This window comes from Plantactinospora sp. B5E13 (genome assembly GCF_039871775.1).
GTDB lineage: Bacteria > Actinomycetota > Actinomycetes > Mycobacteriales > Micromonosporaceae > Plantactinospora.
In genome coordinates this window covers 58636-78709 of the sequence record NZ_JBDPLT010000034.1, presented here as the reverse complement: position 1 = coordinate 78709, position 20074 = coordinate 58636, and the positions used below count along the sequence as shown (strand labels likewise).

Annotated in this window: 21 protein-coding genes and 1 pseudogene; 13 read left to right on the top strand and 9 right to left on the bottom strand. The window is 71.3% G+C overall.

The genetic code is table 11. The annotated features are described in order from the left end of the window. A partial coding sequence (locus ABGB05_RS25735; protein WP_347656200.1) for a hypothetical protein occupies positions 1–624 on the top strand: 624 nt, incomplete at its 5' end. A gap of 99 nt (positions 625–723) precedes the next feature. Here ABGB05_RS25735 and ABGB05_RS25730 read toward each other — a convergent pair. Then, positions 724–1509: a helix-turn-helix transcriptional regulator gene (locus ABGB05_RS25730; RefSeq protein ID WP_347656198.1), complete on the bottom strand. Its 786-nt coding sequence runs from the start codon at positions 1507–1509 to the stop codon at positions 724–726. Positions 1510–1572: 63 nt separating this feature from the next. On the opposite strand from ABGB05_RS25730, the gene ABGB05_RS25725 reads away from it, so the two are divergent. Genes ABGB05_RS25725 through ABGB05_RS25715 form a run of 3 tightly spaced genes read left to right on the top strand, consistent with a single transcriptional unit; the run spans position 1573 to position 3226 of the window. After that, positions 1573–2403, top strand: coding sequence for an SDR family NAD(P)-dependent oxidoreductase (locus ABGB05_RS25725; protein ID WP_347656197.1), 831 nt, complete (start codon positions 1573–1575; stop codon positions 2401–2403). Continuing rightward, positions 2400–2654, top strand: a complete 255-nt coding sequence (locus ABGB05_RS25720; protein ID WP_347656195.1) for an SDR family NAD(P)-dependent oxidoreductase — start codon at positions 2400–2402, stop codon at positions 2652–2654. The genes ABGB05_RS25725 and ABGB05_RS25720 overlap by 4 nt, the downstream gene beginning before the upstream one ends. A gap of 32 nt (positions 2655–2686) precedes the next feature. Further along, complete coding sequence (locus tag ABGB05_RS25715; RefSeq protein WP_347656193.1) at positions 2687–3226, top strand: GNAT family N-acetyltransferase; 540 nt, start codon at positions 2687–2689, stop codon at positions 3224–3226. A 300-nt stretch (positions 3227–3526) separates the two neighbouring features. Here the strand turns inward: ABGB05_RS25715 and ABGB05_RS25710 are convergent, their stop codons facing one another. The 3 genes from ABGB05_RS25710 to ABGB05_RS25700 are packed head-to-tail and all read right to left on the bottom strand — an operon-like array spanning position 3527 to position 5357. Further along, positions 3527–4762 (bottom strand): RNA polymerase sigma factor, encoded by a 1236-nt coding sequence (locus ABGB05_RS25710; protein ID WP_347656191.1) that lies wholly within the window; start codon positions 4760–4762, stop codon positions 3527–3529. After that, positions 4759–5082 (bottom strand): YciI family protein, encoded by a 324-nt coding sequence (locus ABGB05_RS25705; RefSeq protein WP_347656190.1) that lies wholly within the window; start codon positions 5080–5082, stop codon positions 4759–4761. The genes ABGB05_RS25710 and ABGB05_RS25705 overlap by 4 nt, the downstream gene beginning before the upstream one ends. 53 nt (positions 5083–5135) lie before the next feature. Continuing rightward, entirely contained in the window at positions 5136–5357 is a 222-nt protein-coding gene (locus tag ABGB05_RS25700) for a hypothetical protein (RefSeq protein WP_347656189.1), read from the bottom strand. A 315-nt stretch (positions 5358–5672) separates the two neighbouring features. Between ABGB05_RS25700 and ABGB05_RS25695 the strand changes: the two genes are divergently transcribed. Next, the gene (locus ABGB05_RS25695) at positions 5673–6035 is read left to right on the top strand and encodes a hypothetical protein (RefSeq protein WP_347656187.1); all 363 of its coding nucleotides are present in this window, start codon (positions 5673–5675) and stop codon (positions 6033–6035) included. A 43-nt stretch (positions 6036–6078) separates the two neighbouring features. Next, on the top strand, positions 6079–6813 hold the full coding sequence (locus ABGB05_RS25690) for a VOC family protein (RefSeq protein WP_347656185.1): 735 nt from the start codon (positions 6079–6081) through the stop codon (positions 6811–6813). Between the two features lie 25 nt (positions 6814–6838). On the opposite strand, the gene ABGB05_RS25685 is transcribed toward ABGB05_RS25690, so the two are convergent. Further along, the gene (locus ABGB05_RS25685) at positions 6839–7447 is read right to left on the bottom strand and encodes an NUDIX hydrolase (RefSeq protein WP_347656183.1); all 609 of its coding nucleotides are present in this window, start codon (positions 7445–7447) and stop codon (positions 6839–6841) included. A gap of 33 nt (positions 7448–7480) precedes the next feature. Further along, a complete protein-coding gene (locus tag ABGB05_RS25680) occupies positions 7481–7783 on the bottom strand; it encodes an Imm1 family immunity protein (protein WP_347656181.1) in 303 nt (100 codons plus the stop codon). A 3-nt stretch (positions 7784–7786) separates the two neighbouring features. Between ABGB05_RS25680 and ABGB05_RS25675 the strand changes: the two genes are divergently transcribed. Then, on the top strand, positions 7787–8365 hold the full coding sequence (locus ABGB05_RS25675; protein ID WP_347656179.1) for a GNAT family N-acetyltransferase: 579 nt from the start codon (positions 7787–7789) through the stop codon (positions 8363–8365). 33 nt (positions 8366–8398) lie between these two features. Here the strand turns inward: ABGB05_RS25675 and ABGB05_RS25670 are convergent, their stop codons facing one another. From ABGB05_RS25670 to ABGB05_RS25660, 3 genes are read right to left on the bottom strand one after another with little or no spacing between them, the layout of a single operon-like run. After that, positions 8399–8713: a type II toxin-antitoxin system PemK/MazF family toxin gene (locus ABGB05_RS25670; RefSeq protein WP_347656178.1), complete on the bottom strand. Its 315-nt coding sequence runs from the start codon at positions 8711–8713 to the stop codon at positions 8399–8401. Continuing rightward, positions 8710–8958, bottom strand: a complete 249-nt coding sequence (locus ABGB05_RS25665; RefSeq protein WP_347656176.1) for a hypothetical protein — start codon at positions 8956–8958, stop codon at positions 8710–8712. The genes ABGB05_RS25670 and ABGB05_RS25665 overlap by 4 nt, the downstream gene beginning before the upstream one ends. 9 nt (positions 8959–8967) lie before the next feature. Next, the gene (locus tag ABGB05_RS25660; protein WP_347656174.1) at positions 8968–10200 is read right to left on the bottom strand and encodes an MFS transporter; all 1233 of its coding nucleotides are present in this window, start codon (positions 10198–10200) and stop codon (positions 8968–8970) included. A gap of 567 nt (positions 10201–10767) precedes the next feature. Between ABGB05_RS25660 and ABGB05_RS25655 the strand changes: the two are divergent. From ABGB05_RS25655 to ABGB05_RS25630, 6 genes and pseudogenes are all read left to right on the top strand, one after another. Beyond that, positions 10768–11745: pseudogene (locus ABGB05_RS25655) on the top strand (TerC family protein); the annotation flags it as partial. A gap of 223 nt (positions 11746–11968) precedes the next feature. After that, positions 11969–13789 carry an HSP90 family protein gene (locus tag ABGB05_RS25650; protein ID WP_347656173.1) on the top strand — a complete coding sequence of 607 codons (1821 nt, stop codon included), beginning with the start codon at positions 11969–11971 and terminating at the stop codon, positions 13787–13789. Between the two features lie 5 nt (positions 13790–13794). Next, a complete protein-coding gene (locus ABGB05_RS25645; protein ID WP_347656171.1) occupies positions 13795–16869 on the top strand; it encodes a hypothetical protein in 3075 nt (1024 codons plus the stop codon). Between the two features lie 64 nt (positions 16870–16933). Then, a complete protein-coding gene (locus ABGB05_RS25640) occupies positions 16934–17563 on the top strand; it encodes a helix-turn-helix domain-containing protein (protein WP_347656169.1) in 630 nt (209 codons plus the stop codon). A 69-nt stretch (positions 17564–17632) separates the two neighbouring features. Next, positions 17633–18970, top strand: coding sequence for a biotin carboxylase N-terminal domain-containing protein (locus ABGB05_RS25635; protein WP_347656167.1), 1338 nt, complete (start codon positions 17633–17635; stop codon positions 18968–18970). A gap of 120 nt (positions 18971–19090) precedes the next feature. Further along, positions 19091–19999, top strand: coding sequence for a hydroxymethylglutaryl-CoA lyase (locus tag ABGB05_RS25630; protein WP_347656165.1), 909 nt, complete (start codon positions 19091–19093; stop codon positions 19997–19999). Positions 20000–20074: the final 75 nt, after the last annotated feature.

The following is a 20074-nucleotide window of genomic DNA, read 5'->3' as shown; positions in this document are numbered from 1 at the left end:
TCCTGGGTGCGTCGCACCCAGGACCACCGCTACCTGGCATCCACCACGCCCCCGAGACATCGTGATCACGGGAACGGAACCCGCTCCGCCGGCAGACAGGCCAACGGCCGCGCCGGTGATCACACCATGGAGAAGGTTATGACGACCGACGACACACCGGCCGCCGTTGTAGCGGCACTGCAGCGGCGGTGGATCTTTGAGTGGGACCGCCGGGAAGGTGACCCCGCATTCGACTTTGAGGCCAACCTCGCTGGTTACTACGACCTGGACAGCGATGACGTCATTCTGTTCGACGACTTCGACCCGCAGCGACGCGTACTGCGCAGCGCAAGCGAGTACGGGAAGGTCTTCGCACCGGCGTTCACCCAGCTGCGCACCGCCGAACACGCCATCGAGCGGGCACCAGACGTGATTGTCTCCGGTGACCTCGCCGCGACGCAGATGGTCTTCATCGCACGCCTGACCGCTGCCGACGGCTCGATCATGGGCACGAGGGCCATCAACTCCCAGATCTGGCGCAGCGGCGACGACGGTCGCTGGCGCATCGTCCGAGATCACACCTCAGTCGAGCAGATTCCCGCCGGCGAGGCGGAACACGCGATGCGCACCCTTCCTCGCAGCTGACGCGCACCAGGCGGCATCGGTGGCGCGGCCAACCTTGACGCGGCCCGTCCCCAGACGCGCCTGCCTGCTCGGACCCTCCGTGCAGCCTGTCGATTGCAATCAACACAGGCTGTTGAGGGCGTCGGCGGAGGGACTGCCCGGCTCTGCCTGGTAAGTGATGATCGTTTGGTCTTCGGCGCCGGCGATCGAGAGTGCTTGGCGTCGAAGCGTCAGGGGGCCCACGAGCGGATGCACGAACCGCTTGATCTCATTCCGTACCGGTCGCACGTCATGGTTTTCCCAGAGACGCCGGAAGTCGCCGTCCATCAACATCGAGGAGATGAGCTCGGCAGTCGCGGGATCGCGCAGGTCCCCCTCTGCGCGCAGCGCGGCGGCGGTCTGCACGGCGATCTCCTGCCAATCGGGCAGAAGGCCGCGGACATCATTTTCGAGGAACACGTCCCGGACGAGGTTACGCCCAGGCGTGTACATCGGCGAGAGCGCCATGGCGAGCTTGTTGGCTGCCAGGACGTCGAAGCCGCGGTTGCGCACGTACGCCGGGGTCGTGCCCCAGGAATCGATCAGCTGCCGGACGTCCTCGCCGACCTCGCGGTGCCTCTCGACCGCCTGAGCCGGGGCGGCCAGCGCGTACAGGTGCGCGGTCTCGTTCCGGTCCAACCGCAGGGCGGTCGCCAGGGCGCGCAGCACCTGGGTCGAGGGGTTGCGATCCTTCCCCTGCTCCAGCCGGGTCAGGTAGTGCTGGCTGATCCCCGCGATGCGGGCCAACTCGTCTCGGCGCAGGCCGGGCACGCGCCTGCGCCCCAGGGACCGCACACCCGCCTGGTCTGCCGTGACCCGTCCGCGACGCGCCTGCAGAAAGTCGCCGAGGAGGTTCTGACCGCTCACACGTCGCAGCGTAACCCTGTCAGGGTGCTGGCAGCCCACGCTGGGCTGACGGATCGTCATGGCATGAAGACATGGTTCATCACCGGCGCGTCCCGCGGCTTCGGCCGGGCCTGGGCCGCCGCCGCGCTCGCCAGGGGAGATCGGGTCGCCGCAACGGCACGCAACGAGCAGGCCCTCGAGGGTCTGGTCGAGGCGTACGGCGACAGGGTCCTGCCTCTCCTCCTCGACGTCACCGACCGCTCGGCCGTCTTCGCGGCCGTCTCCCGGGCCACCGAAGCGTTCGGCACCCTGGACGTCATCGTCAACAACGCCGGCTACGGCTTGTTCGGCATGATCGAGGAAACCACCGAGGAACAGGCCCGCGCCCAGATGGAAACGAACTTCTTCGGGGCTCTCTGGGTGACCCAGGCCGCGCTGCCAGTGCTGCGGGCGCAAGGCAGTGGTCACATCATGCAGGTGTCCAGCATCGGCGGCCTCGCCGCCTTCCCCACTCTCGGGCTTTACAACGCGTCGAAATGGGCGCTGGAGGGCCTCAGCGAAGCCCTCGCAGCGGAGATCGCGCCGCTGGGTGTCAAGCTGACGATCGTCGAGCCGGGACCGTACGCCACGGACTGGTCCAACGACTCGGCCGTGCACACCGACCCCATCGCGGCCTACGAACCCGTGCGCGAAGCGCGCCGCGCCGGCGCGGCGGCCCGCACGCCTGCCGACCCCGCCGTCACGGCGCAGGTCATCCTGACTCTGGCCGACACCGCCCAACCACCCCTGCGCCTGTTCCTCGGCCCCTATCCGTACCCGGTCGCGGAGAAGGTGTACCAGGATCGGCTAGCGACGTGGCACGAGTGGCGCTGGCTCGCCGAGCAGGCAGTGCCAGCCCGAGAGGAGAAGGCGTGATCGAGCGTCAGCCCGGGCCCGTGCACATCGTCGGTGCAGGGCCCGGTGTGGGCGCCGCGGTGGCACGCCGCTTCGCGGGCGCCGGCCACCCCGTCGGGCTCATAGCCCGACATCAGGAACGGCTCGACGCGCTGGCGGGGGAACTGGCCGCCGACGGCGTCGAGGTGCAGACGGCCGCCGCTGACGCGACCGACGCCGTGGCCCTGGCGGAGGCGCTGAACGCACTGGCGCACCGTCAAGGGCCGTCTTGATCGTTGCCGAGTCTGCTGGTTGGCTGGCCGACATGACTGACCTCGGCCCCGTCCCCTGGCCGCCGGAGCCGATCCGGACCGAGCGGCTCGTACTCCGTGGGTCCGAGGCCCGGGACCGGTCGGCGTTCGTCGAACTGCTGGCATCGCCGGAGGTGCACATCTACCTCGGCGGCCCTCGGCCGCGTGCCGAGCTTGAGCGGGAACTGCCCGAGGTGCCCGAGCGGTGGCCCGGCAGCTTTGTCGTGGAACTCGACGGGGCGATGATCGGCCAGATCCTGCTCAGGAGAGCAACGGGGCACCGCCGCCCGGCTGCCGTGGGAAAGGCCGACCTCGGTTACCTGTTCCTGCCCCAGGTGTGGGGCTCCGGGTACGCCGCCGAGGCGTGCGCGGCGGCGCTCGACTGGTTCGACGCGGTCCTCCCCGGCGAGCCGGTCATACTTACCACCCAGTCCGCCAACGTCAGCTCGATGCGGCTTGCGGCGAAGCTGGGGTTCACCGAGGTGGAGAGGTTCCAGGCCTGGGACGCCGAGCAGTGGCTCGGGCAGCGGCCCCCGGTCACGCCGGCCGCCTGAGTTCACGCTTCGGGGGTCGGTGGTCCAGGAGATCTGCTGCAACACGTCGAGCAACGATATGCCTACGCACGTGACTCAGACCGCGAGCACGAGCGCCACGTCGTTGACCGTGGATGGCCCTGCAGGGCCAACACCCGGCGACCTCGCTACTTTGGGTATTCGCCGAACAGATGAGGAAGGACACGTCGACGCACGCTCACGTCCGTGGACGCTGACGATCTCATGCGGGTATCGGCCCGATCTGGTTGTGTCAGCACCGGCCGCCGCTGCGCGCGGGGTTTCGATCGGGATTCGTGGGCGCTACCGCAGTTGGTCGCGGCGGCGGGTCAGGTTGGCGGTCTCGGCGGTGTTGCCGGCCAGCTCGATGGCTTTGTCGTAGGCCGCGCGCGACTGCTGACTTTGGCCCAGCCGGCGCAGCAGGTCGGCGCGGGTCGCGTGGTAGGCGTGATAGCCGGCCAGCTCGTCCTCAAGACGGTCGACGGCCGCCAGCGCCACCTCCGGTCCGTCGAGCTCGGCGACCGCGATGGCCCGGTTGAGGGCGACGATCGGCGAGGAGTCGAGGTGGACGAGTTGGTCGTAGAGGGCGACGACCTGTGACCAGTCGGTGTCGCGGATGTCGCGGGCGGAGGTGTGCACGGCGTTGATCGCGGCGAGGATCTGGTAGCGGCCCGGAGCCACGCCGGCGGCAGCAGCGGCGAGGCGCTCGCGCACGAGCCGGTGACCCTCGGCGATCAGCGCCTTGTCCCAGGCCCCACGGTCCTGCTCGTCGAGGGTGACCAGTTCGCCGCTGGCCGAGACTCGAGCGGTGCGGCGAGCCTCGGTGAGCAGCATCAGCGCCAACAGCCCGGCCACCTCACCGTCGTCCGGCAGGAGGGCACGGATCAGGCGGGTGAGCCGGATCGCCTCGGCGGTCAGATCGTGACGTACGGGATCGGTGCCGGGGCCGGTCGCCAGGTAGCCCTCGTTGAAGACCAGATACAGCACGGCGAGTACGCCGGAGACGCGTACCGGGAGATCCTCGGCGGCCGGCACGCGATAGGGGATCCGAGCCGCCTTGATCTTGGCCTTCGCGCGGGTGATCCGCTGCTCCAAGGTGGTTTCCCGCACCAGGAAGGCGCGAGCGATCTCGGACACGGTCAGCCCGCCGAGCATGCGCAGCGTCAGCACCACGCGGGCTTCCATCGCCAGCGCCGGGTGGCAGCAGGTGAAGATCAGCCGCAGCCGGTCGTCGTCGATGGCACCGAGAGGCTCGGGTGGGATGTTGTCGTACACCATCCGAGCCTCCTTGTGCTTGTCGTCGCGCTTGTTCTCGCGCCTGATCCGGTCGATGGCCTTGCGAACGGCGGTGGTGGTCAGCCAGGCGCCGGGGTTGGGAGGTACGCCGTCGGCGGGCCACCGCTCCACGGCGGTCGCGAACGACTCGGCCGCTGCGTCCTCGGCAATGTCGAGGTCACCGAAACGCCGGGTCAGCGAGGCGACCACCCGGGCCCACTCGTCGTGGTGGGCCCGGGTGATCGCCTCCTCGACGTCGCTCACTGGAACGGCCGCACCTCGATCTTCCGATCGCAGACCTTCGACGCCTCGGCGGCGAGCTTGAGCGCCACATCCAGATCGGGGACCTCCCACACCCAGACGCCGGCGAGGTACTCCTTCGACTCCACGAAAGGCCCGTCGCTGAACACCGCCTGCTCGCCCCGGTTGTCGATGACCGTAGCCGCGTCGGTGCTTGTGAGTCCGCCCGCGAAAACCCAGTAGCCCTCGGCGATCAGTCGTTCGTTGAACGCGCTGATGGCAGGCAGCCTGTCCGTGCTGCCGGGATTGCTCTTGTCATCGATCACGGAAACCAGGTACTGCATTTGAAGATCAACTCCTCTGGTGTCAAGACAGCGTGGTTCGACGGTCAGGGATTTCAGGCCGTTGCATACCGCGGGCGCCCGGCCGGCCGGTAGACCTGGATCGTCACGCCCTTCGAGTCGACCCGCGACTCGACCAGGTCGAGCGCAAGATCTGGACCGGTCTCCGGGAACAGCCATCCGCCGCGCTCGAACCCATTCGGGTGGTCGTCCGTGGGGGCGCCGTTGTTCTGCATCACTCCATCAACGGAGATCTGGGTCATGGTCGTCAGCTTCATGATCGCGGTTCCTTGCCTTGGCACCGCCCCTTGTCGGCGGCCTCACCCCTGCTACGAACACCACCACCCCGATCCGACACCCCTCCCGGACTTCTTTGCAGAATTTTCCGGGACGTCCGCGCATGCCGCAGAAGGCACGCCCGGCTTGCCGCAGCTCGGCACCATGCGTGAGTGGAGGGCCTCTTCGATGCGACAAATCCGTCACAACAGGGAATACTCCACAAATCGCGAACGTCGGGGCGGGTAACGTATCGCTGGCCCGCAGTAGCAGTTGCGCGGCACCGTGCGCCCGAACCGGCGGGCTGGACGGAGGAGGTGCACCGCAGCGTCGGCGAGCAACTCCCGGTGCTGCCGACCCGCTGGGAGGCCGAGCCACCCGCGGTGAGGTTCGTGCTGGCGTGCCTCGCCGGGTTGCATCCCCAGCACGGACGGCGGATCGGAGCCCAGGTCGACGCCATGGCGCGGGAGTTCCACGGCACCAGACCGGGCGCGTACCTGCTGCTGGCCGACGCGCTCGTCGACGGCCGGGACGATCAGGCGTTGGCGCTCGCGGCCGACATTCTCGCCTGGGCGGACGACCTCGACCCGGGCTGGCTCGATGCCGCCAACGTGCCCACCGCCGTGAAGGCGGGCCACGTGCTCGCCGACGGCGCGTTGCGCGCCCTCAACGTCGAGTAGCCGGCCCTCGGGTGCGAGGGGGATGCTGGCTAGCATCGTCGGCATGGCTACGCGGCTCGTTCAGATCACCATGAAGGCCCGGGACGACGCCGCGCTGGGCGGCTTCTGGGCGGAGGTGCTCGGCTGGGGAGTCTCCAGCGAGGGACCCGGCGTGACCAATCTCGAACCCGAGGGCTTCGCCTACCCCGACCCTGTCGCGGTCTGCCTCGACATCGTCGCCTCTGCGGAACCCAAGACGGTCAAGAACCGCGTCCACGTCGACCTCGCCACCACCTCGAAGGCCCACCAGGCGGAGTTGGTCGCGCGCCTGAAGGAGCTCGGCGCGACCCCCGCCGACGTGGGCCAGGGCGACGTCCCCTGGACGGTCATGGCCGACCCGGAGGGCAACGAGTTCTGTGTGCTGGACTGGCACGACCCGGTCCAGGACACCGGACCGATCGCCTCGGTGGTGGTCGACTGCGTGGATCCGCGCGCCATGGCCCGATTCTGGGGTGAGGCCACGGACTGGACCGTGCACAAGGTGACCGACCAGAGCGCGGTGTTGCGCTCCGCCCAGGGCGTGGGCCCGTATCTGCAGTTCCTCCGCACACCCGACGTGAAGACCGGGTGGAACCGGGTCCACCTCGACGTCCGCCCGTATCCGGGCGGCGACGTGGAGGCGGAGGTGGCCCGACTGCGGGCTCTCGGCGCCAGACCGATCGACCTGGACCAGGATGTCCCGTGGAAGGTCCTGGCCGACCCGGAGGGCAACGAGTTCTGCCTCCTCGCCCCACGCTGACCCGAACCCCCGCTCAGCACCGCCCTCAGTCCGGATTCCGCGACCCGCCCTGGTCGGGTGCGTCGAGCTTTGCCAGGAAGCGGAGGAAGTGCGGGTCGAAGCGGGCCGGGTCGGCGGCGTACACCTCGGCGGGTGACCACCAGCGGACCTGGCGGAACTCGCCGGCGTCCGGGGTGATCGGCTGGTCGCGACCGCACTCGACCGGAAACCAGAGGCTGACGTCGGTGTGCCCGGCGTCGATGCCGACGGTCCGGGTCACGGTGAGGAACACCGGCCGGTCCCGGAACCGCACCCGGTGACCGGCGCCATCGTCCTCCGGGGTGAGGCCCAGTTCCTCCGCCGCCTCCCGGCGGGCGGTGTACGCCGGATGCTCGTCCGGGTCGACGTGCCCACCCGGCGGCAGCCAGAGCTTCGCGTTGACGTGGTCGACCAGCAGCACACTGCCGTCGGCCGGATCCACCGGTACGACGTACGAGACCAGGTGCCGGTCCGGCGTCGCCGGCTTGACCCGGCGGAACACGTCGTCGGTGCCGCGCAGCCAGCGCAGCGTCTCCGACCGGTGTTCCTCCTCCAATCCGTCGCCGGGGACCAGCCCGGAGACGAGATCGTGCACCACCGCCACCGACTCACGCATCCGACGATCATGCACCAGATTGGCGGCGCCGGATCATCCGTTGTCGAACGGCAGGAACTTCTGCCAGGCGACACAGCCGGGGCGTTGTCCGCCGTTGAGCAGGAACTCGCGGGCGGCCTGTCGTACCAGGTCGAGCGGAATCTCCGAGTCGTGCGGAAACTCCCGCTCGCTGTTCATGTAGTAGTAGAAGACCTGGTCGTACCTGCTCGGGGTGCCCCGCCTGTACCAGTTGGCGCCGTCGCCGTTGAACCAGAGGCCGCCGACCCCGTCCTCCGCACTGACCGCCACGGCGAACTCGTGATCGGGGAGCCCGTTCGGCCGGGCTGGAATGATCACGTCATGGGCGACGACGACCGGACAGGCTCCGAGGAACTGCTGACCAGACGGTTCTCCCTGCGTCGTCCCACCCCGGCCGACGTCGACACGATCCACCGCATCCACCGCGACCCCGAGGCGTGCGCGCACAACCCCGGCGACATGCTTGCCAGTCGCCCGGAGGCTGAGGACCTCTACCGTCGGTGGGACAGTCACTGGCGGGAACACGGTTTCGGGTACTGGGTGATCCGCCCGCGTACCGCCGACGAGCAGGCCGCCAGCCTCGGCTTCTGTGGTCTCAAGGTGATGAGCCTCGCCGGTCGGGAGGTGCTGAACCTCTTCTACCGCCTCGACCCGGTCGCCTGGGGCGACGGCGTGGCCACCGAGGTCGCGACCACGGTCGTCGAGTGGGCGAGCGTACGGCTGCGGGGTCGCCCGATCGTCGCCCGCGTCCGGCCGGACAACGTCGCCTCCGCCACCGTCGCCGTACGGGCCGGGCTGCACCGCGCCCCGCACCTCGACACCGACGGGGAGGACGGCCTCGACCGGATCTTCACCAGGGGCTGGCCGGACGAGCCGTCGTCGCCGTTCCGCCACCGGTAGGGCTGCGCCTCGGCTGCCGCCGTTCCAGGGTTGCTACGGCAGTTCCAGGAACTCCCGTAGGGCCGTTTCGATGGCGGCCATGGTGGTGTGGGAGACGAAGCCGTGATTGCCGCGCAGGGCGGTGCGGTCCAGGATCTGCACGACACTGTGGATTCTGACGTACGCTCCGGCGAGCGGATCGTCGTCATCGAGGCGTACCGCGAGATGATTCGGGTGGGGTACGTCGCGGACGACGGTCAGTGCCCAGATGGCGAGTTCTTCGACGCTGTTGTACTCGTCGTTGCTGATCACCAGCACGCGGTGCTCGCTGCTGCCTCGCAGCAGGGTCCAGATCTGCCCCCGCCTCACCACTGGGAGTCACGGAGGGCGAGGTCGTTGCTCTCCTCGACCAGCGCCCGGTCCTCCTCGACCTGTTGGCCGGACCGTCGACGCAGGTATTCCCCGTACGCCTGCGCTGCTTCCCGCTGGCGTGCCCGGCGTGCCTCCGGAAGGACGCGCCGGACAGCTTCGACAACGGCGGCGGACGCGTTGCCCCGGCTCTGCAGGTAGGCGGCGACGTCGTCCGGCACGCTGATGCTCAGCTTTACGGTCATACTTTCATCCTACCGGCTGGCGTCCCCTCTCCACCCGTACCAGGAGGCGAGGGCGGCCAGGGCGAAGATCGCGGTGGCGGCGTACAGCACCGGCGGCAGGCCGACGGCGGAGCCGAGCAGACCGGCACCGGCCGCGCCGACCGGGGCGGTTAGCATACCGACCGTACGCTGGGCGCTGCCCACCCGACCGAGCAGTTCCGCCGGCACGTGGCGCTGCCCGTACGCCGCCCAGAGGGCGTTCCAGCACGCGGTTCCGGCGGAGAAGAGGGCCAGGGCGACCGCCCCCGGCACCGGATGCCGGGCCAGCGCCAGTACGCCGATCGCGACCGTCTCGGCGACGAGTACCCCGCGCAGCGCCGGCAGCGTGCCGTACCGGGTGCCGAGCCGACCGGCGACCAGTCCCCCGCCCAGCGAGCCGACCACCGCCGCCGCCATGAACAACCCGTACCCGGCCTCGGGCACGTGCAGCACCTCCAGCGCGTACAGCACGATGACCGCGATCAGGCCGCTCGTCGCCAGGTTGGTGACCATGGTCAGCCCGGTGATCCGGCGCAGTGTGCCGTCCCGCCAGATCCAGCGCAGCCCGTCGCCGAGTTCCGCCTGGAACCGCCGTGACCGGTCGGCCCGCCGGGTCCCGGCGGCGGACTGTCGGGTGAGCGAGGGGACCGGCGTCGGGCGCAGGGTGAGGGCGAGCAGGGCGGCGACCGCGAACGTGGCGGCGTCGATCGCGAACGGCAGCGCCGCCGCGGCCGCGAAGAGCACCCCGGCCAGTGGGGCGCCGACAAAACCGCCGGCCACCGCCGTACCGGCCTGGAGCCGGCCGTTCGCGGCGGCGAGCCGTTCCGTCGGTACGACGGCGGGCAGCATGGCGAACGCGGCCGCGTCGAAGAGTGTGCCGAGGGTGGCGAGCAGGAACGCGCAGCCGGCGAGCAGTACGACGCCGACCGGTCCCGGGCGGATCGTGCCGGCGGCCACCAGCAGCGCGAACGCCCCCACCAGCGCGGCCCGTACGCCGTCCACGGTCGCCATCGTCCGGCGCCGGTCCCACCGGTCGGCGTACACGCCGCCGAGCAGCCCGAAGAGCAGCGGCGGCAGCTGACCCGCGACGACCACCGCCGCGATCGTCCGGGGATCCCGGCTGACCGTGGCGGCGAGCAGCGCCAGTGCCGGGGTACGCAGTGCGTCGCCGAGTCGGGACAGCACCGTTGCCGTCCACAGTGGCCAGAATCGTCGATCCGTCATGCGCCGTGCCGTCCCTCACCGCAGGTGGGCTGCCCGGGAGCGGAACGCCGCCCGGGACCGGGAGGCACCCGGGTGGGCGTACCCGGGTGGAACCCGGCTGCCGAGGGTGGTGCCTCAGCCTGGTCGAGGGTCAAGCCGGGCGTCGCCGACCCGGAAGAGCGGGTGCGCGCCGGCCCGAGAGACGGATGCGGCGTCCCGGACTGATCCGTTGCGGGCTGTCCGGGGTGATCGTCGCGGAACGTCCGCGATGATCGGGTTCGGCCGGGGCGGCGGGTGGACGACAGGTGGACGAAAGATGAACGACAGGTTGCCGGCGATGTGCCGAGTTCCCCGGGACGTCGCGGCGGGCCCCGCGATGTGGCACCATGACCGCCAAGGAGGGGAGTATTCCCCCGACGGCGATGTCGTCAGCACGGGAGCCGACCGGCGTGAGCCGGATGGCGAACCGGCACCGCCGGCCACTGGCGTGATCACGCTCGGTGGTGGAAAAGACCTCCGACAGACACCATCCCTGCGCGCCACCTGGTGGCGACGACGTGTGCCTGCCGGAGGAACAACGTGGAAACGATGGACGTCAGTGGCCTGGTCTGGGGAATCAGCCTGGTCGTACTGGTCGCGGTACTGCTCGCCGACCTGTTGATCATCGGCCGTCGGCCGCACGAGCCGAGCATCAAGGAATCCGCACTCTGGGTCACCCTCTACGTCGCGCTGGCCATCGTGTTCGGCATCGGCGTCTGGGTGTTCGGCGGTGCCAAGTTCGGGGCCGAGTTCTACGCGGGCTGGTTGACCGAGTACAGCCTCTCGATCGACAACCTCTTCGTCTTCGTGATCATCATGGGCCGGTTCGCCGTACCCCGGTATCTCCAGCAGGAGGTGCTGCTGATCGGCATCATCCTGGCGCTGGTGATGCGGGGCGGGTTCATCGCCGCCGGCACCGCGCTGATCAGCCAGTTCGCCTGGGTCTTCTACATCTTCGGCGCGTTCCTGATCTACACCGCGATCGGCTTCCTCCGGCAGGGCCACGCCGACGGCGGCGACTTCAAGGAGAATCCGGCGATCCGCTGGGCTCGACGGGCGGTGCCGTTCTCCAACGAGTTCCAGGGCGTCAAGCTGACCACCCGGGACGAGGCCGGCAACCGGCTCTTCACCCCGATGCTGATCGTGCTGATCGCGATCGCCACCACCGACCTGATCTTCGCCCTCGACTCGATCCCGGCGATCTTCGGCGTCACCGAGGACCCGTACCTGGTCTTCACCGCGAACGTCTTCGCGCTGATGGGACTCCGGCAGCTCTACTTCCTGCTCGGCGGACTGCTCGACCGGCTGGTCTACCTCAACATCGGGCTCGCCGTGGTGCTCGGCTTCATCGGCGTCAAGCTGGTCCTGGAGGCCCTCGCCGACAACAACCTGCCGTTCGTCAACGGTGGCGAGCACGTCGAGTGGGCGCCGCACATCCCGATCCAACTCTCGCTGACCGTGATCATCGGAACGCTGCTGATCGCCACCGTCGCCAGCCTGGTCAAGTCCGCAAGGGACGGCCGCAAAGCCCGGCTGGGGGCGCCCCCGGTCCCGGCCGGCGACGTACCCGCCGAGCCGGTCGCCGACGGAACCCGCTCCGAGCGCCGCTGACCCCCGAACCCGTTACCGGCCAGCCGAACCGGAACTGGCCGGTAACGGGAGGCGGATCGTCGGTCCGGACCGGTACGGTGAGCGCCGTCGTCGGACGGGAGTACGCGGAAATCCCGTTCCCGAGCGGGAGAAGGGCATCGTGGACCGGACCTTCCAGGTCGACCTGCGTGGCGTGGTCGACCTGCTCAGTCACCACCTCTACGGCAGTCCCCGGGTCTACGTCCGGGAGCTGCTGCAGAACGCGGCGGACGCCATCACCGCACGCCGGGCCGCCGACCCGGCCGCGCCGGCCGTGGTCCGGATCGAGCCGCCGGAGCTGACCGGCGACGGCACCCTACGGGTGCACGACACCGGGATCGGTCTGACCGAGGCGCAGGTGCACGAACTGCTGGCCACCATCGGCCGCAGCTCGAAGCGCGACGAACTCGGCTTCGCCCGACACGAGTTCCTCGGCCAGTTCGGCATCGGGTTGCTCTCCTGCTTCCTCGTCGCCGACCAGATCCAGGTCCAGACCCGGCACGCCGACGAGCCGACGGTGCTCTGGACCGGCTACGCCGACGGCCGCTACCGGGTCGAGCTGGCCGGGGCCGGAGCACAGCGGTCCGAACCCGGCACCACCGTCACGCTCACCCCGCGGCGCGGCGCCGACAAGTGGCTGACCGGTCCGACGGTGACCGAACTCGCCCGGCTCTTCGGCTCGCTGCTGCCGATCCGGGTCTACGTCGGCGACGTCGAGACGACCGCCGGCCCGCCGCCGTGGTCGACCGACGCCGACAACGCCGCTGGCATGACCACCGTCGGTGGCATCGCCGCCGCCCGCCGGGAGCGGCTGATCGCGTACGCCCGCGAGGTGCTCGGGTTCACCCCGTTCGACGTGGTGCCGCTGTCGGTGCCGGAGGCCGGGCTGACCGGGGTGGCGTTCGTGCTGCCCGCACCGGTCAACCCGGCGGCCCGGGCCGGGCACCGGGTCTACCTCAAGCGGATGCTGCTCACCGAGGGCGCCGAGGGCCTGCTGCCGGACTGGGCGTTCTTCGCCCGCTGCGTGGTCGACGCCAGCGAGCTGCGCCCGACCGCCAGCCGCGAGGCGCTGTACGAGGACAGCCTGCTGGAGAGCACCCGGGAGGCGCTCGGCGACCAGCTCCGGGGCTGGCTGGTCCGGCTCGCCGACGGCAACCCGCTGCGGCTCGCCGAGTTCCTCCGGGTGCACCACCTCGGGGTCAAGGCACTGGCCCTGCACGACGACGAGATGCTCCGGCTGGTCGAGCGCTGGTGGCCGATGGAGACCAACCTCGGGCAGACCACCCTCGCCGAGTTCCGCGAACGGCACGGCCTGATCCGGTACGCGGCCAGCATCGACGAGTTCCGGCAGCTCGCCGCGGTGGCGGCGGCCCAGGACCTGGCGGTGGTCAACGCCGGTTACACGTACGACAGTGAGATCGTCGAGCGGTTGCCGACGGTGGACCGGTCGGTGCTGATCGAACGGCTGGAGCCGAGCGACCTGACCACCCGGTTCGACGCCCTCGACCCGGGCACCGCGCTGGCGGTGCGGCCGTTCGTCACCGCCGCGCAGCGGGCCCTGGACCGGCTCGGTTGCGAGGTGGTGGTGCGGTCGTACGCCCCGGCCTCGTTGCCCGCCCTCTATCTGGTGAGCCGCTCGGCGATCTTCCACGAGCAGCTGCAGTCGACCCGGGAACGGGCCGACGAGACCTGGGCCGGGGTGCTCGACGCGATCGCCGCCTCCGGTCCGCCGGAGCGCCCGCAACTGGTGCTCAACCACCGCAACCCGTTGGTCCGCCGGATCACCGCGCTGACCGACCCGGAACTCGTCGGCCTCGCGGTCGAGGCCCTGTACGGCCAGGCGCTGCTGCTCGGCTACCACCCGATCCGGCCCGCCGACGCCGCCCTGCTCAACAGCTCGTTCCTCGGCCTGCTCGGGCGGGCCGTGCCCGGACAGGAGTGACGACCGTGGTTTCCAGCAACGACGATCTCCGGCGTGCCCTCGACCGGGTCGGCGAGATGCCGTACGGCAGCGGCCAGATCGCCGCCGTCGAGCAGGTGATCCAGCAGGCCGACGCGGCCGGCGACGACGAGGTGGCCTTCGCCGCCCGGATGCTCGCCACCACCGCGTACGTCTACGGCGGTGAACCGGCCCGCTCGTTCGTCACCTTCTCCTGGTGCCTCGCCGACTTCGACAACAAGCCGCGCCCCTGGCACAACCGCTACCGGCACAACCTGCTCTGGTACTTCAAGTACATGGTCAACGGTCTGCTGGCCTTCCCCGAGGTGCCGCTGCACCGGGCCACCGCGGTCCTCGACGACATGGAGCGGCGCTACCGCGAGGGCGGGCACAGCCTGCAGGCGGTGTACAAGATGCGGCACCGGGTGGCCCGGCACCTGGGGGCGGACGACGAGGCCGAGGAGTGGTACCGGCGGTGGACCACCACCCCACGCGACGAACTCTCCGACTGCGCCGGCTGTGACCCGTCGACGCAGATCGACTACCTCGCCGGCACCGGACGCGACGAGGAGGCGGTGGCGCTCGCCGAGCCGGTGCTCGCCGGCAGGCTCAGCTGCACCGAGCAGCCGCAGGGGGTGCTCAGCGCGCTGCTGATGCCGTACCTGCGGACCGGGCGGCGGGAGGAGGCGCGGCAGGCGCACCTGCGGGCGTACCGCCGGCACCGGGGCAACCTCGCCGACCTGTGGGACATCGGCGACCACATCACGTTCTGCGTGGTGACCGGCAACGAGGTACGCGGACTGGAGCTGCTCGAACGGCACATCGACTGGCTGGACCGGGCCCCGTCACCGGCCGCCGCGATGATGTTCGCCGCCAGCGGGGCACTGCTGCTGGGTCGGCTCGACACCAGCGGGCGCGGCGAGCTGACCGTCCGCCGCCGGGCGTACGGGGAGCGGCCGGCGGCCGAGGTGCCGGTCGGGGTGCTCGCCGGGGAGCTGACCGAGCACGCCCGCCGGGTGGCCGCCCGGTTCGACGAGCGCAACGGCACGGCGAACCAGTCGGCGGCGGTATCCCGGCGGCTGGCGTTGACCCCGGTCGGCGACTACCTGCCGCTCTCCGCCACAGCCCGGCGCCCGGCCCCCGCCGGTACCACCCCGGCCGGCGCCACCGGTCCGGCCCCCGCCGCCGAACCGGTCCTGCCGGTCCGGCCCCGGGTCCCGCTCGACCTGCCGGCCACCGCGACGCCGACGGAGCTGCTCGACCTCGCCGACGACGCGTGGCGGACCGACCGGGACGACGACCTGGTGACCGTGCTGGCCGCGTTCGACGAACGGTTCGCCGACCGGGAGCACGAACCGCTGGTCGCGGCCCGGCGGCTGGAGTTCACCGCGGTCGAACGGCACCGGGCCGACGACGTGGCCGGTGCGGTGGCGGTGAACCGCGAGGCGGTACAGCGCTACCGGCAGGTGCCCGACCCGTTGCGGGAACAGGTGGTCACCAGTCGGCTCGCCGTGCTGCTGGCGTTGACCGGCGAACCGGAGGAGGCGCTGGCGCTCGCCGGACCCGCGACGGCGTACCTGGCCGAACACGGCAGCGGGGCGCAGCGGGCCGCCGCCCACGACCGGCACTCCGTGGTGCTCGCCGAGACCGGGCGCGGCGAGGAGGCGTTGGCGGCGGCGGACCGGGCGGCGGCCGAGGCGACAGACGCCGACGACCCGCACCTGACGGCCCGGCTCGCGCTGCGCCGGGTGCGCCTGCTCGAACTGCTCGACCGTCCGGCCGAGGCCGGCGAGGCCGCGTTGCGGGCCCGGGACCTCTACCGGGAGCTGGGTCTGGCCGAGCCGTACACGGTCGCCTGTCTCGGGTACGCGAACTCGCTCGACGACCCGGCCCGGGCGGTCGAGGCGTACGACGAGGCGCTGCGGGCGGCGACCGCCGACCTCCAGTTGCCGGTCCGGATCGGGCGGGCCCGGGCGTTGGTCGCCGGCAACCGGGCCGCCGAGGCGGTCGAGGACCTGGTGGAGGCGGTCGCGATCTGCGTCGAGCGGGACATCGTCGACGGGGCGGCGATGCTGCGCTGGGAGTTGGCTGACGCGTACCGCCGGGCGGGCCGCGCGGTCGAGGCGGCCGAGGCGGCGGAGGAGGCGATCGGCGCGCTGGACCGGCTCGGGCAGCAGGCCGACGCGGACCGCTGCCGGCACATGCTGGTCGGCGTCTATTTGTCGCTCGGTGAGCAGGAGATGGCGCTCACCCTCCTCGACGAACTGGCGGAGAACCTCGACGGTCCGGACAACCTGCCGCACCGGGCGCAGGTGCTGGAGGAGGCCGGCCAGATCCTCTACAACCAGGACCGGGACAATGTCGCGGCGCAGCGGTTCGCCGCGGCGGCGGCCGCGTACCAGACCGCCGGGCTGCGACTGGACGAGTTGCGTGCCCGGCGGCGGGAGATCGCCGCGTTGTCCTGGGCGGGTGACCCGGAGGCCGCGCTGGCGGCGATGGCCCGGGCCGACGCGCTCGCCGCGAGCCTGCCCGTCGAGAGTGTCGGGCAGACCGGTGCCGGGGCCGACCAGCCGTTCGACGAGTCCGGCGCCGCCGGTTCCGGGGGTGGTGTCGACCCGGACCCCGGGTCGGATGGATCCGAGCAGTCGGCCGACGGCTCCGGGCACGGACACGGGCACGGACATGGGCACGGGCACGAGAACGGAGACGAGGACGGTCCGGGCGGGCCTGCGCTGCGCTGGGAACGGGCGATGGTGGCCGAGACCGGCGCGCGGGCGCTGCTCGCCGCCGGTCGGGAGACCGACGCACTGGACCGGCTGGCCGGGGTCGCCGACCGGCTGCGGTCGATCGAGGCGTTTGGTGAGGCATCGCAGGTCGACCTGCTCGTCGGTGAGCTGTTGGTCCGGCTGGGCCGGCCCGGCGACGCCGAGCCGCTGCTGCGCGGCACCCTCGGGGGCCTGCCCGAGCAGTCTCCGCTGTCGCGGCAGGCCGCCTGGTGGCTGGCCGAGTCGCTGACCGCGTTGGGCCGGGAGGAGGAGGCCGACGCGCTGCGTACCGCGTACGCGCTCAACGTCGACGAGTGACGTCATCCTCGTTCCGGGGATCGCCCAGGTGGCCGGTGATTGACAGCTGGCTAGGCTGGGTCGCGTGACGGTGGAGGAGCAGGTGATCGAGGCGTCGGCCGGCGCGTCGGCCGGCGGGGTACGTCGACGGCGGTCCCGGCGCGAGGAGATTCTGGAGATCGCAGTCGACCTCTTCGCGGCCCGGGGCTATCACGGGGTCTCGATGGACGACATCGGATCGGCGGCCGGGGTGACCGGCCCGGCGCTGTACCACCACTTCGCCGGCAAGGAGGCGATGCTGGTCGCCGCGCTGATGCCGGTGAGTGACGGGCTGCTGGTCGGCGGTCGGCAGCGGGTCGCCGAGCACCCGGAGAACGCCCGCGCGGCGCTGGAATCGTTGATCGACTTCCATGTCGACTTCGCTCTCGCACACCCGGCGGTGATCGCCCTGCACCTGCACGAGCTGGACCGGCTCCCGGAGGAACCGCGTCGGCAGATCCGCCGGCTGCAGCGGCTCTACGTCGAGGAGTGGGTGGGCGTGCTGACCGCCCTGCACCCGAAGCTGTCGGCGGGTGAGGCCCGGGTACTGGCGCACGCCGCGTTCGGTCTGATGAACTCCACCCCGTTCCTCGGCGGTGAGGTCGACCGCCAGCGTCGGGCCGTCCTGCTGCGCGCCGCGACCCTGGCCGCCCTGCTCGCCGACCCGGACAACTGAACCGGAGCCGGGCGACCCCCGGTCCGGACGGTCACCACCCTCCAGACCCGGACAAGGGGAGTAACGGACATGATCGAGTCACTGCTCGTGGCGAACCGTGGTGAGATCGCCCGCCGGATCATCCGTACCGCGAAACGACTCGGGGTACGGACGATCGCCGTCTACTCGGAGGCGGACACCGACCTGCCGTTCGTCCGGGAGGCCGACGAGGCGGTCTGTGTCGGGCCGGCGAATCCGGCGCAGAGCTACCGCAATCCCGAGGCGATCCTCGCCGCCGCGAAGGCGACCGGCGCGCGGGCGATCCACCCCGGCTACGGCTTCCTCTCCGAGAACGCCGACTTCGCCCGTACCGTCCAGGCGAACGGCCTGGTCTGGGTCGGACCGGACGCGGACGCGATCACCGCGATGGGCGACAAGATCAATGCCCGGAACCTGATGGCGGCGGCCGGGGTGCCGGTCGCGCCCGGCACCACCGACCCGGCGGCCGACGTCGACGCGGCGCTCGCCGCCGCCACCACGATCGGCTTTCCGGTGATGGTCAAGGCCGCCGCCGGCGGCGGCGGGATGGGGATGGCGGTCGCCGCCGACGAGACCGCGCTGCGCGCCGAGTACGACAAGGTGCGGGCCTTCGCGGAGCGGATGTTCGGCGACGGCTCGGTGCTGATCGAGCGCTACTTCCCCCGGGTACGGCACGTCGAGGTGCAGATCCTCGGTCTGGCCGACGGCCGGGTCGTCGCGCTCGGCGAGCGGGAGTGCTCGGTGCAGCGGCGCAACCAGAAGCTGGTCGAGGAGTCCCCGTCTCCGGCCGTCGACGCCGAGCTGCGGGAACGGCTGCTCGCCGCCGCGGTGCGGGCCGGCGAGGCGGTCGACTACCGCAACGCCGGCACCGTGGAGTGCCTGCTGGATCCCACCACCGGGGAGTTCTTCTTCCTGGAGATGAACACCCGGCTCCAGGTCGAGCACCCGGTCACCGAGCTGGTCCACGGGATCGACCTGGTCGAGGAGCAGCTCCGGGTCGCCGCCGGGCTGGCCCCGACCTTCGACCCGGACGCGCTGACCCCGCGCGGGCACGCCATCGAGCTGCGGATCAACGCCGAGGACCCGAAGCGTTTCCTGCCCGGCCCGGGCGCGGTCACCACCTGGACCGAACCGACCGGCGACGGGGTGCGCGTCGACTCCGGGTACGCCCTCGGCACCACCGTCACCCCGTTCTACGACTCGCTGATGGCGAAGCTGATCGTGTACGGCGCCGACCGGGCCGAGGCGATCTCGCGGGCCCGTGCCGCGGTCGCCGGATTCGAGATCACCGGCCCGAAGTGCAACCTGCCGTTCTTCGCCGAACTTCTCGACAACCCGGAGTTCCTCGGCGGTGACTACGACACCGGCATCGTCGGTCGGATGCGCTGACGCCCGCCGGCCGGGGGCGGGGTGGGGTGGCGACAGCGCCTTGCTGAACTATCGTTAAGGCGGGCTCCCGGTCGGGGGCCCGCCACTTCCCCCGGACGTGACGTCACAGCGAGGTGACCGATGAGCCAGCTGCCGGACTCGGTGTCGATCCGCGAGGTCGGACCCCGCGACGGGTTGCAGAACGAGGACCCGGTCCCGACCGACGCCAAGGTACGGCTGCTCGACGCGCTCTCCGCCACCGGCGTACGGCGGATCGAGGCGGTCTCGTTCGTCCACCCGAAGGCGATTCCGCAGATGGCTGACGCCGACGAGGTGTGGTCGAGGGCGGCGAAGACCCCCGGAGTCCGCTACTCGGCGCTGGTGCCGAACTCGAAGGGCGCCCAACGGGCCCTGGCCGCCGGCTTCACCGAGATCGAGGTGGTGGTCTCGGCCAGCGACACGCACAACCGGCGCAACGTCAACCGCTCCACCGCCGAGTCGCTGGACGACATCGCCGGGCTGATCCACCTGCTGCACTCCGCCGGGGCCACCGCAGAGGTGATCGTGGCGACCAGCTTCGGCTGCCCGTACGAGGGGGACGTCGACCCGGCCCGGGTCGCCGGCATCGTCGACCGGGTGGTCGCCGACGGCGCCGACCGGGTCGCGTTCGGCGACACCACCGGGATGGCCACCCCCCGCCGGGTCCGTGAACTGCTCACCGCGGTCCGGGACCGGCAGTCCGACATCCCGGTCCTGCTGCACTTCCACAACACCCGGGGCACCGCACTGGCCAACCTGCTCACCGCCCTCGAACTCGGGATCACCGAGTACGACGCCAGCGTCGGTGGCCTCGGCGGCTGCCCGTACGCCCCGGGGGCGAGCGGCAACGTCGCCACCGAGGAGGTGGTGCACATGCTGCACGACATGGGCGTCGACACCGGGATCAACCTGGACGCCCTGCTGGAGGCGGCGGCGCTGGCCGAGGAGATCGTCGGCCGGCAGCTGCCGTCCGGTGTGCTGCGCGCCGGACCGCGTACCCGGCTCGCCTGATCGGCGTCGCACCGGACCGCGTGGGCTCACCGGCGCCGAGCCGGACGGAGACGACGGACGGATCAGTCGAAGGTA